Annotated in this window: 12 protein-coding genes; 7 read left to right on the top strand and 5 right to left on the bottom strand. The window is 38.8% G+C overall.

Annotation, left to right across the window (positions count from 1 at the left end):
• Positions 1–97: 97 nt before the first annotated feature.
• A complete protein-coding gene (locus tag ACFSUO_RS07995) occupies positions 98–730 on the top strand; it encodes an amidase family protein (RefSeq protein ID WP_382393158.1) in 633 nt (210 codons plus the stop codon).
• Between the two features lie 174 nt (positions 731–904).
• On the opposite strand, the gene ACFSUO_RS08000 is transcribed toward ACFSUO_RS07995, so the two are convergent.
• Positions 905–1,747, bottom strand: coding sequence for a PD-(D/E)XK nuclease domain-containing protein (locus ACFSUO_RS08000; protein ID WP_382392846.1), 843 nt, complete (start codon positions 1,745–1,747; stop codon positions 905–907).
• Between the two features lie 16 nt (positions 1,748–1,763).
• Complete coding sequence (locus tag ACFSUO_RS08005; protein WP_382392848.1) at positions 1,764–2,969, bottom strand: ATP-binding protein; 1,206 nt, start codon at positions 2,967–2,969, stop codon at positions 1,764–1,766.
• A gap of 242 nt (positions 2,970–3,211) precedes the next feature.
• Between ACFSUO_RS08005 and ACFSUO_RS08010 the strand changes: the two genes are divergently transcribed.
• On the top strand, positions 3,212–3,742 hold the full coding sequence (locus ACFSUO_RS08010; protein WP_382393160.1) for an amidase family protein: 531 nt from the start codon (positions 3,212–3,214) through the stop codon (positions 3,740–3,742).
• A 240-nt stretch (positions 3,743–3,982) separates the two neighbouring features.
• Here ACFSUO_RS08010 and ACFSUO_RS08015 read toward each other — a convergent pair whose 3' ends face one another.
• Positions 3,983–5,434, bottom strand: a complete 1,452-nt coding sequence (locus ACFSUO_RS08015; protein ID WP_382392850.1) for a sigma-54 interaction domain-containing protein — start codon at positions 5,432–5,434, stop codon at positions 3,983–3,985.
• Positions 5,435–5,794: 360 nt separating this feature from the next.
• On the opposite strand from ACFSUO_RS08015, the gene ACFSUO_RS08020 reads away from it, so the two are divergent.
• From ACFSUO_RS08020 to ACFSUO_RS08035, 4 genes are all read left to right on the top strand, one after another.
• Positions 5,795–6,763, top strand: a complete 969-nt coding sequence (locus ACFSUO_RS08020; RefSeq protein ID WP_382392852.1) for an asparaginase — start codon at positions 5,795–5,797, stop codon at positions 6,761–6,763.
• Between the two features lie 17 nt (positions 6,764–6,780).
• Positions 6,781–7,659 carry a polysaccharide deacetylase family protein gene (locus ACFSUO_RS08025; RefSeq protein WP_382392854.1) on the top strand — a complete coding sequence of 293 codons (879 nt, stop codon included), beginning with the start codon at positions 6,781–6,783 and terminating at the stop codon, positions 7,657–7,659.
• 64 nt (positions 7,660–7,723) lie between these two features.
• Positions 7,724–8,065, top strand: coding sequence for a hypothetical protein (locus tag ACFSUO_RS08030; RefSeq protein WP_382392856.1), 342 nt, complete (start codon positions 7,724–7,726; stop codon positions 8,063–8,065).
• 13 nt (positions 8,066–8,078) lie between these two features.
• Positions 8,079–9,077: a CobW family GTP-binding protein gene (locus ACFSUO_RS08035; RefSeq protein ID WP_382392858.1), complete on the top strand. Its 999-nt coding sequence runs from the start codon at positions 8,079–8,081 to the stop codon at positions 9,075–9,077.
• Between the two features lie 346 nt (positions 9,078–9,423).
• Here ACFSUO_RS08035 and ACFSUO_RS08040 read toward each other — a convergent pair whose 3' ends face one another.
• Complete coding sequence (locus ACFSUO_RS08040; protein ID WP_382392860.1) at positions 9,424–10,845, bottom strand: amidase; 1,422 nt, start codon at positions 10,843–10,845, stop codon at positions 9,424–9,426.
• Positions 10,835–11,026 (bottom strand): hypothetical protein, encoded by a 192-nt coding sequence (locus tag ACFSUO_RS08045; RefSeq protein ID WP_382392862.1) that lies wholly within the window; start codon positions 11,024–11,026, stop codon positions 10,835–10,837. Before ACFSUO_RS08045 ends, ACFSUO_RS08040 begins: the two co-directional genes overlap by 11 nt.
• A 640-nt stretch (positions 11,027–11,666) precedes the next feature.
• Here ACFSUO_RS08045 and ahlS point away from each other — a divergent pair.
• Positions 11,667–12,515, top strand: a complete 849-nt coding sequence (gene ahlS, locus ACFSUO_RS08050; RefSeq protein ID WP_382392864.1) for an AhlS family quorum-quenching N-acyl homoserine lactonase — start codon at positions 11,667–11,669, stop codon at positions 12,513–12,515.
• The last annotated feature ends 20 nt before the right edge of the window (positions 12,516–12,535 follow it).

Consider the following 12,535-nt stretch of genomic DNA (forward strand, 5'->3'; position numbering starts at 1 on the left):
ATTATATTCAGATAATAAGTTGCTATTTGTGGGTTTCCATTTTATTGAACAAAGCGCAGGATGAAGGAACTTTTTTGTTATTATTAAGAATCAAGATATTAAAGGACTTAAAATTGCCTGGAGCCCAGATCTAGGCCATGCCGCTGTTGATCCACAGGTAAGAAAAATCACAGAAGAAGCAGTTAAAGTCTTTGAGCAGCTTGGATGCCATGTAGAAGAAGTAAATCCCGGTTTTAAAGTGACAGGGGAAGAATTTTGGACGCTCGTTGCCCGCGATACAGATTTAGCTGGACTAAGGGAAGCTATGAAGAATAATGAGAACATCTTGGGACCAACAACGAAAGATTTTATTAATATCGAGTGGACTGCAAAACAACTAACAAATGCACACATGCTCCGGCAAGAAGTAAATATAAAAATGAGAAAATTCATGGAAAATTATGACCTTCTATTAACGCCAACATTAGCAGTTCCACCATTCGAAGTAGGTATTAATGGTCCAACACAGATAGATGGAAAAAATGTTTCTGAATCACATTGGTTATCGTTTGTTTTTCCGTTTAATATGACAGGCCAACCAGCTTCAAACGTTCCAGCGGGCTGGACGGAAGACGGACTACCGATAGGATTACAAATAGTTGGTCGCCATCTCAATGATGCAACAGTTCTGCGTTCTTCTGCAGCTTTTGAGACAGCTAAACCATGGGCACATCACTGGCCGGAAATTTAATTATTAGGTATTGTTTGTAGAATATGTCATGGCTAACAAAGTAACTTTACAACGCTAAGCTGGACTATTACTTAACTGCTCAAAAAGGGCCGTGAAATTGTTTATTACCAATTTCATGGCCTTTCTAATGGTCTATAACTCGGATGGTGACATGCACAAAAACATAGAACCAAATCAGAATGTAATCTCTTGAACCACAACTGTTTCGAGTTCTTTCCCAAAATCCGCTTTTTGCCTCTGAAATGACTTTGCGAAAACATCGGGGTTTTCTATTAACTTCTCTTTATCAAAAATAAACAAAAATAGGTGATCGGCTTTGTAATGAAAAGAATCCGCACCTAATTCCTCCGTCAGCTTACGTTCAGTCATGGTTGGCCGTGTACATTTAACCTCTATTACAATTCCGTATTCATGTAGGGCAATATCATAACGCACTGAATTGTAACCAGCGTCATCTGCAACCTCTAACCTGGCATTTGGAAATATTGGCCGAATCAGGGAGTACAATATGCGCTGAACATCGTATTCGTTGCCAATTTTAATCTTATCAAGATCTTCCTTTTTAATTTTACCGTTACCATGAACCTCATCTTGATACATGGCTTTAATATGTTTATAAAAGTTTCGTAGTATCTTTCTAATAATTGCTACAGCTGTTGTTTTTTCTATTGAATCATGATTGACCCGCGGTAAATATTTATCCAATTGAATGTCAGTGTTCAGATTCCTCAAATAACTCTTTCCCTTATATAATGCTTCATCGATTTTCTTCACATTTTCAGTATCCGAAAATTTATTCGGAAGTACTTTTGTTTCAATCAGAAAATCTCTGCTTATCGATTGGTCATAAAAATTTCCGTCCAACGTCCTCTTGACATCGTTTCTCCAATTTTCAAATTCAGTCAGGATTTCTTTCTTTTTCCCATATATATCTATTAATTTATCTAAATCATCTAACTTATGGCTTATTTCCTGCACGGCCGTATTTGTATCCTTTTTTAATGTAACTTTAGCCAAAAAATCCCCCCTCTAATTAATACGTACCCCATCTAAGGTAAAACAGGAATAGGGGGTCAAGAATATATATTTGATTGTCTTTCCATTCAAAAACTTGATAAATCTGTCCATTGGCAAGCATAATATCATGTATTTTTTGAAGCGTATCCCTAATTTTGGCTCTCTCAATTTTCTCTTTTGAGCCGGTTGTTAGTCGATCAATTCTTTCTTTCATTTCGTCCAAGGAAATTCTGACAACGGGCGGGTCCAGAGCAATTGCTTTTAATAAAAGATAGTATATATCCTCTTCATTTCCACTTTCCAACTGGTATTTTTTCCTTCTTTGTCCTCTTGTTGGCGGTCCAGCCATTAATTTTTTCACTACTTCTTGATATGGTAAATTACTGGTAGTGAAACGGAAACATTCCTCTAATTTTTTCTGATCGTTTATTTTCTTTATGTCTTCTTCATCAGTCTTTAAAATAATAGCCAGATTCAAGCATATTGACTGCATTAATTGAGGCGATGTTAGACTTTCTAAAGCCATTCTGGATGCAAACTGATCACTTATTTCAATTCCAAGCTGTCCATAACCGGTAACAGCAATTTCTTTTAAATCGTTTTCTTGCCAAGGTTCAATATTAATTAAGTTTAACCTGCCACTCAAATCAGGATTTTTTCTAATTGCATCATCTGCCCTATGGGGGAGGGATATGACTACTGCTTTAAACTCTCTTCTAATGACATCTTTCAGCTGATAAGCTATATCTAACTGTAATTTTTCAGGCGCATAATGAAAATCATCGATAACTAATACAAGGTTATTTTCCTCAAAGTGCTGAATGACTTTATCTTTACTTGAGACAAACCTTTCTTTAGTAGAGACCGATTTATCCTCAGGATTGGTATCTGTGCCTTTCAGTGAAGCCGTTTCTGAGTATTCTCCTTCAAGGGATAAACCTACCTTATTTGCGACAATTGACCAAAATTCCATTCCATCTTTAAAATCGCTGCCTGTTAATGATACAATGTTTTCTATTCCAATTACTTTTTCAGATAAGACCGTCTTCCCCGTTTTCGATGGTCCAATAATAGATGTCAGATATCCGGGAGTATTCATGGCTTGTGTTAAACGTAATTCGTACGTGAAGTTAAAACCCGCAGACATCCTGGAAACGTATGTGTATTTAGGAAATGATCCCGGTTTGAATACATCATTTGAGCGAAGTTTCCCCAATACCATTCCCTCCTTTAAATATACCTTCCGACCTTAATAAATACATTTTACCCTAAATAGCAATGAATTTAAACCTAAAATGCTAAAACACCCCCTTAAACATACCTTTTCAAGCCTTCCTTTCAATCATGAATTGCTAAAGTACCTAGCACAGTACTCCACATAGGCGTGTTTGCTGTTTTTTCACTTCCTGGTGGCATAGGGATGGGAGCACATCGAGTTGGAACTGATGGGGGCGGTTCATCCGAATCCCTGCATCGTGGTGTGGATTATATGGCTATAAGGCTTCTTTTGGCAGAGTTCCTTTCGTATCCCGCCCTAATGCATTCGGTGCCGGCAACATTTTTCTATTTGAAGGAACATTAACAAGAAATGTTGAGGATGCGGCTATTGGATTAAATGCATTAAGTGGCTATCATCCGAGAGATCCTTTTAGTCTTGATACGGATTATGATTTTAGTAGGGCACTGGGGCGCTCAATAAAAGGGTGGAAAATTGCTTACAGTCCTAACTTTGATGTCTTTCCTGTAGATCAAGAGGTTAAGAACGTTATAACAAATTCTGCAAAAGCTTTTGAAGATATGGGTGCTCATGTCGAGAAGGTTGATTTAGGGATCAATCGTTCACAACAAGAATTGAGTGATAGTAAACTACCAGTTGGAATGCAAATTATCGGAAAGAGATACGCAGATGAAGATGTACTTGCAGCAAGTTCCGCATTTGAGAGAATAAAACCCTGGCATGACATATACAATCTAATACAAAAAGAAACGGTATAGAATTCAATAAGGAAGTGGCATTCAATAAATTCTTTTGGCGACCAAATATATTTTAGCACTAGATTAAAGATAAAACCCAAAAACCAGAAAGGAATACTCTGATAGTGGAATTCTGCTAGCAAAATTCCACTATCAGCAAACTTCAGTCCGTATTTTCCGTGAAATATACAATAAAAGAACTCCTTCACCTGTTCGACTCCCCTTAAATAGCATAATTTGAAATCACGGAATGGACAACGATTACTCCTTATCCAACAAACCATATTTCTGCATTTTACGGGATACGGTCGATTGATTCACACCTAATAGTTGTGCCATCTGTGTTAGATTGGAACATTGCCGGGCTGCTCTTTGAATAAAGTGACTTTCTGTCTGCATGACCGCTTCCTTTAACGGAATAATGCTTTCGCTACCATTCGAACCCCTATCCTCATGGAAAATGAGAGGGGATTTCTTCTGTTTAACAAAAGAATCCTTAATATAACTAGGAATAGTTTCCAGGTTAATTTCCTGTGAATTAGAAATAACAACTATTCGCTCAACAATATTTTTTAATTCACGTACGTTACCAGGCCATGAGTATTCCTCTAAAAGGTTAATAACATCTTGAGATAAAACTTTTTTCATATTAAACTTTGATGAAAACCCTTCCAAAAAATGTTGAATAAGTGGAAATATATCTTCTTTCCGATCACGTAAAGGCGGTATGTCAATAGGAATAACGTTGAGCCGATAAAATAAATCCCTTCTAAACAAGTTTTCCTTTATTTTCTCTTCCAAGTTCTGATTCGTAGCCGCGATAATTCGGACTTTTACGTGTATGGGTTTTTGTCCACCAATTCGCATAAATTCGCCCTCCTGCAATACACGCAATAGCTTGCCTTGCAGTTGTAACGGCATATCCCCAATTTCATCAAGAAAAAGTGTTCCTTCATTCGCTAATTCAAAAAGTCCTGCTTTTCCTTTTTTACCGGCCCCAGTAAACGCACCTTGCTCATAGCCAAAAAGTTCACTTTCCAATAATGCTTCGGGAATCGACGCACAATTTATTTTAATAAATGGATTATCGTCTCCTGGACTATTTTCATGAATATAATTTGCCACAACCTCTTTTCCAACACCCGAATCACCTGTAATCAGAACTGTTGAATCAACCGTACCAAGCCGAGGTAGAATTGAAATAATGTCATTCATCGACCTGCTTCGATAAATAAGTTTATCTTGGCTATTTGTTCCAGGCCTGGATAGCTGGTTGCGATAGCCATCTATCAACATTTTCATCTCATTTAACTCTTCTTCCAGTTTATGAGATTCTGTCATATCCCGGGAAGCATTGACAACACGTGTTATATTGTCTTCCGAGTCACGAATGGGCGTACTGACAACCATTAAAGTCCGGCCTTCCTTTGTACGTTGGATAATGTGAACCTTTTTCCCCTGTTCAAGCGCAATCCGAGTAGCAGATGGCTGAAAAATTCCCTTTTCCTCAAGTTCATAGACTGATTTTCCAATTAAGTCCTCAGGTTCTTCACCCCATAATACCTGGCAAGCCGAACTGACACGCAACGTTTTTCCTTTCCCGTCAGCAACATAAAGCACATCATATGAATTATCAAAGATTGCCTGTAAATCATCAATTGCCGTTTGATATAGTTCAACTTCTTGCTTTAATTGGTTATTTAATGAGGGCATTCTATCTGATATATGAGAGGAAGCTTGCTTCAATTGTAATCGCCCCTGACTATAGATTTCGATATAATTATTATAAACTTTTCCACACTTTCATGCAATTTGGAATATAGCATTGCAATAATGCATGAAAAAATAACAAAAATCATTAGAATAATTGACTTGCTTTCCATTAAATCCCCATTTAACAGTACATCAATTCTATTTAGAGTTATCCGGTCATTTTGGCATGAAATTTGCTAATAAAATATGAAGTCAATAATACGCTCTAAAAGGGGGATAAAAAAATTCAAAGTTAGATTAGGCGAACAATATTTAATATATGATGAAACGTCACCATCAGGAAAGGTGGAGTAAATTCGTTTGGGACATGTACAGGTGATTACAACTGGAGGAACCATTGCCTCCCTTCCCCATGAAAACGGTGATGTATCAGCAACTCTTTCGGGTCAGCATTTGATGACACAATTAGGAATCGAAAGTAATGTGAAGGTGACATCATCTGTGACAATCGGCAGCTATACATTCGATTATTCAACATTATTTAAAATTGCAAACGATGTCACGAAAGCTTTAAAAAATCCGGACGTTACAGGTGTTGTCATTACCCATGGAACGGATACTATTGAAGAAACAGCATTTTATTTGTCTTTAGTCACTAATTCATACCAAAAACCAGTTATTCTAACGGGCGCACAATTCGATGCTTCCTATTCATTCAGTGACGGTACCAAAAATTTACAGGATGCCATTTATGCTGCTCAGTCAGAAAAACTATCGAATTTTGGAACGTTGGTCGTATTCGCAGGATTTATTTATTCGGCCCGCGATGTTCGTAAGATAGACACGAACGCACTGGAAGGATTCGATTCACCTGGTTGGGGGCCAGTTGGTCGGGTAGATAATCAGAAAGTGATTGCCAGCCAAAATGTAAGCCCTTCCGCAAGTCTGGAAGCAACCATCCCAAAACCCGTTGCTTTAGTCCGCTTAGGTATTGGTATGGATGGTGCAGAATTCAGAAGAATAACAGATAGCTATTCTGGTGTCGTTATCGAAGCGTTTGGCCGCGGTAACGCTCATAAAACAATTCCCCATGAAGTAAAACGCTTAGTCGACAACAGTATCCCTGTTATTGTGACGTCACGCTGTATTCGTGGTGAAGTACTTCCTGTTTATGGAAATGGCGGTGGAAAAGATCTGGAACGCGCAGGTGCATGGTTTGCTGGTGATTTATCAGGTGAAAAAGCACGTATTTTATTAGGTACGATGTTATCTTCTAACAAATCATGGACTGAAATGAAACAAAATGTTGAAAGGGTAAGTCAACCTTAAAAACTGGAGGGATTATGATGGCAAAAAAAGAAATTCTTGTTGCATACGGTGTTGATGTTGATGCAGTTGCTGGCTGGTTAGGCTCTTACGGCGGGGAGGATTCCCCAGATGATATTTCCCGAGGAATGTTTGCCGGTGAAATAGGTGCTCCAAGACTACTGGATTTATTTAAAAAATATAACCTAACCACAACATGGTTTATTCCCGGACATTCAATTGAAACGTTCCCTGAACAAATGAAGATGGTTGTTGATGCCGGGCACGAAGTCGGTGCACATGGTTATTCGCATGAAAATCCCATTGCGATGACACCAAAACAAGAGGAAGATGTATTACTCAAATCGATAAGCCTGATTGAAGATTTAACAGGAAAGAAACCAACTGGATACGTTGCGCCATGGTGGGAGTTCTCGAATGTTACCAACGAATTATTGTATAAGCATGGAATTAAATATGACCATAGTTTGATGCATAATGACTTCTCACCATATTTTGTACGCGTTGGTGACGAATGGACAAAAATTGATTACGGAAAAACCGCCGCAGAGTGGATGAAACCACTAAAACGAGGAACAGAGACAACCCTTGTAGAAATCCCGGCAAACTGGTACTTGGATGATTTACCTCCAATGATGTATATTAAGGGATCTCCTAACAGCCATGGATTTGTAAACCCTCGTGACATAGAGCAACTGTGGAAGGATCAGTTTGACTGGATGTATGAAAATATGGATCGGGCTATTTTTCCTATGACAATTCATCCCGACGTAAGCGGCCGTCCCCAGGTATTAAAAATGCATGAACGTCTTATTGAATATTTTAATTCACATGAAGGTGTGAAGTGGGTGACATTTAACGAAATTGCCGACGACTTTCTGAGCCGTCAAAATAAATAAATATATAAATGGAGTGCCTCAGGTGAATCTACACGTAACCCTTCTGTTCCTGGGGCGTTCTTTTATGAAATGGAGTGACATTGTGATGTGCATACTTTGCGGCGAATTTATCGAACAAATTCACTGGACAGATATGGAAAGGAGACAGCTTGATACGGTTGTCTCCGGTCAATTCCAAAGGGAGCGAAAACGTTCTAGACTTCTTAGAACCAAGATATGCAATGACCTATTAAGTTCTCATGGCATTACTTTGAAAGAGTGGAATAATAGTAAGTTTATAATGATGAATAATAAAGGAAAAATGGCTGTCATCCACGATTTAGGACAGATTTGGAAACAAGCAAAGGAAATGGCTGGTCAACCGATTGATCCTCTAGATGACACGTTACTCCAAAAGTTGAAGTGAAGGAGCATATAGAATGGGACAAAAAATTCCAATTACTATTGTCACCGGATGTTTAGGGAGCGGAAAGACAACCGTTTTAAACTATCTTTTACAACAGATTGATAACAAAAGGACTGCTGTGATTGTTAACGAATTTGGCAAAGCGGGACTAGACCACCATTTGCTAAGAGAATCTCAGGAAAAAATATCACTCATAAACTCAGGGTGTATGTGTTGTAATTCCCGTGATGATCTGGAGCAGGAACTGAAAGAACTACTATTTGAACATGAACAACTGGAAGAAGGTTATGAACGCATCATGATCGAAACAACAGGGCTTGCCGACCCAGCACCAATCGTTTATACCATCCTCAATAACCCAATGCTGCAAAATCACTTTGATGTTGAACTAGTTATCACGACAGTCGATACTGATAATGCACAACTGCAATTTGAAAAAAGTCCTGAATTTGTTAAGCAAGTTAGTGTATCGGACCATTTAATCCTGACCAAAAGTGATTTAGTGACAGATGATACGAAAGAAATGGTTATGAAGCAAATAAAGGGGATAAATCCATCAGCCCAGATATATACGGCATTAAATGGCATCGTGGATCCAAATGTCCTTCAAAAAAGTTCTGCTGAGCCCACTGTTCATAGTTTGCCTGAACGCCAATACTTTAAAGGGGTGTCTTCACAAGTACAATCCATTTCTTTTTCTTTTTCATCAGTACTGGACTGGACCGCGTTTACGCTATGGTTGAGCCTTCTTCTGCATACACACGGCGAGAATGTGTTAAGGGTTAAGGGAATATTGGATGTTGGCGAGGAAGCTCCCACCAATCTGAATGGGGTACAACATATTATCCATCCACCAGAACATTTGGATAATTGGCCGGAAGACGTATCCCAATCGTTTTTAGTGTTCATTGTAAGAAATCTTGATCCCATGGCCATCCTCCGTTCTCTGGAAACCTTTCAACGTTATATTGGAAGTGACGTAGAGCTCATGGAGTACCAAGAAAGTGTATGAAGGTCTGGGTCTGGAATGAGGTTTGTACCTTATGGATTGTACAAACCTTTCCACCTGCTTATAAATAAAAATAAATCAAGCTGGTGAAGTTCATCTGTTTATTGCATTTACATCCGGCATTGAGATAAATCATAATCTTATTTCTATAATGGAACAAGATTTTAGACACGAATAAAGGAGATGTTAAATAACGAAAAGTCAACACGCAAGAATGTCGTACATCAGACCATCCCAATGTTGAGTTATAATACTTCCTCCGCAATCATTTACTCTGGAAATGATCCCCCCAATTCCCCTAAAAAATAACCCACCATAGTTAAGATGCCTGGTGGGTTATTGAACATTTTTAAACCTTTTCCAATATACCTGGTCTTTTTCCTTGCATCGGATTGGTTTTTTCAAATGCGTAGCCGGCATTCAGGATTCTTCCCTCTTTAAATGCAGGGCCAATAATTTGCATTCCTACCGGGAGCCCTTTACTGAATCCGCATGGGACAGAAAGAGCTGGGAGTCCGGTTAAGTTTTCTGGTCCCATAAAGCGAATAATGTTATCAATCAAGTCTACTTTTTCGCCATTTAAGTCAGCAAAGTCGTCACCAATATCATTTGGAAGCACTGGTAACGTTGGCGCCATGAGTACATCCACTTGCTCGAAGGCTTTCTGGAAATCCTGCTTTAACTGCCGTCTCACCTGCTGAGCCTGCAAGTAATCCACAGCTGAAGGAAGCTCACCTAATTCAAACAGCATACGAATGTCATTTCCAAAGTCTTGTGGCCTCGTCTGCAAATCACTGTGATGAATTGTCGATGCTTCTGATAGTGATGTGATAAGCTCTGCCCATTCGGCATATTGCAATGCAGGTATTTTAACTTCCTGCACTTTCGCACCCTGATCGACAAGTTTCTGAATGCCGTCACGAACAAGTTTTTCAATACCGGAATCTACACGATTGAAGAAATAGTCTTCATTAACGCCAATGACAAGATCCTTCACATCACCGGTAATCTGTTCCATATAATTATCGACAGGAACATTTACAGTCGTTGGATCATTCTTATCAAACCCGGCAATAATCTGCAATAAACCTGCTGCATCTTTGACCGTTTTCGTCATTGGCCCAACATGGTCAAGCGTCCATGCTAACGGGTAAACGCCATGTTTACTAACTCGTCCGTAAGTCTGTTTTAAGCCGACAGTTCCACAGGCAGACGAGGGAATTCGAATGGAGCCAGCAGTATCCGTCCCCAGTGAAGCAACGGTTGCATCAGCAGCAAGAGCCGCCCCTGAACCACCGCTTGATCCTCCCGGTATTTTATCCAAATTCCACGGATTTCGCACAGGACCATAATGCGGATTGTTGTTTGTTATACCCCAGGCATACTCATGCAAGCTCAATTTACCAGTAAAAACAACGCCTGCCTCTCTTAATTTGGAAACGACTGTCGCATCATAATCAGATACAAAATCTTTATGGATTTTGGAAGACATGGTCGTTACCTTATCTTTCATGTAAATAATATCTTTGATAGCCATTGGGATACCATGATACATGCCGCGATAAATCCCATTGCTAATTTCCGTTTCCGCTTTTTCCGCTTCTTCCAGTGCATCTTCCCTGTATATTTCCATGTATGAATTAACCGTTTCCTGCGTTGCTACCGCCTGATCGAGCACTGCTTCTGTAATCTCTACCGGAGAAACCGATTTGTTCTCAATAAGTGGAGCCAACTCTTCAACTGATTTTGACGCCAATTCCTTACTCAACATGATCACCTCCAGGTATGTTACGCAAGCTCATGTTTGCATCATCTATGTTTGCGTTTTCCAAATTCCCTCGCAGAGACTGCATCCCTTCCCACCGATTTTCTAAAATGTCCAGATGTTCCTCTCTTGGTTTTATTCCTTTGTTCTCCAGCAATTGTTTAACTGAAAGAGACAAACAAACCACTCCTTAACTATTATTTATCTTCAATAGGCGACTTGCCCGAAGATAGCAATAAAACCGGCCTTCTGCATTTTCTGCGTTTTTCTCTCTATAAAATTAGTAAGTTGTGATAGGTATTATGTGCAGGCAATTTCAAAAGCTTACTATGAACCTAACATTACCACCAACAAATGTCAATCTATTTTAATTATTCTGACTTAAAATTAACTTATTCGGTTAAATTAAAGTTTACTATTCTACTTTTTTTAATTAACCTTCAGGATATTCTACTTTCAAAATCATAGGGCATGAGTGTACCGAAGTCATTACTCATGCGCTGCTCCGGGTCTTTAGCCTTTCCTATTTTAATTAAGCAGCTGCCTGACTCACGTACAAAATATACATATCCTCCATTAAGCCCGCTTGAGTCAAATCGAATGCTTATCGGTTTCTGTCCATTAAAAAGAGTTTTTTTCCTCAAGGGCTTTACAAGGAGGGATAACATGAAATTACCCAAGAATCAATATTTTTTATTATTTCAGACGTTAAACATAACCTTGTACGAAAGCGCATAAAGTTAACCATAAATCAAAATTATTGAAGTATATTTACATTTTCTAGTTGGCTTTAGAAACGTTTTCAATTATCAAGGGAGGAAATTAATGTGGCAAATGTAAAGAAAGAAAGGCCTAAGCTTTACGTGCTGGATAATGGGCGAATGAAGATGGATAAAAATTTAATGATCGCAACTTCTAATCAAGCTACAATTGATAACCCTAATGCTCCTAACGAAATGGTAGAATTTCCAATTTATACGGTGTTTATTGATCATCCGGAAGGAAAAATTCTTTTTGATACAGCGTGCAACCCAAATGCAATGGGATCAGAAGGACGCTGGATTGAACAAACACAAAAAGCATTTCCATACACAGCTAGTGAGGAATGTTATTTGTATAATCGTCTGGAACAAATAAATGTCGATCCAAAAGATGTCGATTACGTAGTTGCCTCCCATCTACATTTAGACCATGCAGGTTGCCTTGAATATTTCACCAATGCCACAGTTATTGTTCATGAAGATGAATTGAACGGAACCATGCAAACATATGCAAGAAATCAGAAGAGTGGGGCTTATATCTGGGCGGATATTGATGCATGGATTAAAAACAATCTAACATGGCAAACGATTAAACCTTACGAAGATAATATAGAATTGGTAGATGGTGTGAAAATACTTAACTTTGGAAGTGGACACGCTTGGGGGATGATCGGCCTACAGGTCGAATTATCAGAACTTGGCTCCATCATTTTAGCTTCTGATGCTATTTATACCGCTGAGAGTATTGGGCCTCCGCTGAAGGCGCCCGGTATTATATATGATTCAATTGGTTGGGCAAAATCTGCTGAACGAATCAAACGCCTGGCGAAAGAAACCAATGCAGAAATTTGGTTTGGACATGATAGTGAACAATTTAACTCATTCAGAAAATCCACGGAAGGATATTATGAGTAATGACGGCAAAGGAGTGAGAA

Origin of the sequence: Lentibacillus juripiscarius (genome assembly GCF_042685205.1) — a bacterium.
Lineage (GTDB): Bacteria > Bacillota > Bacilli > Bacillales > Amphibacillaceae > Lentibacillus > Lentibacillus juripiscarius.

Bases quoted from the DNA above. Each gene is read 5' to 3' on its own strand.
- ACFSUO_RS08005 (WP_382392848.1), bottom strand. From the start codon at position 2,969: ATGGTATTGGGGAAACTTCGCTCAAATGATGTATTCAAACCGGGATCA.
- ACFSUO_RS08015 (WP_382392850.1), bottom strand. From the start codon at position 5,434: ATGCCCTCATTAAATAACCAATTAAAGCAAGAAGTTGAACTATATCAA.
- ACFSUO_RS08025 (WP_382392854.1), top strand. From the start codon at position 6,781: ATGGCAAAAAAAGAAATTCTTGTTGCATACGGTGTTGATGTTGATGCA.
- ACFSUO_RS08030 (WP_382392856.1), top strand. From the start codon at position 7,724: ATGAAATGGAGTGACATTGTGATGTGCATACTTTGCGGCGAATTTATC.
- ACFSUO_RS08035 (WP_382392858.1), top strand. From the start codon at position 8,079: ATGGGACAAAAAATTCCAATTACTATTGTCACCGGATGTTTAGGGAGC.
- ACFSUO_RS08040 (WP_382392860.1), bottom strand. From the start codon at position 10,845: ATGTTGAGTAAGGAATTGGCGTCAAAATCAGTTGAAGAGTTGGCTCCA.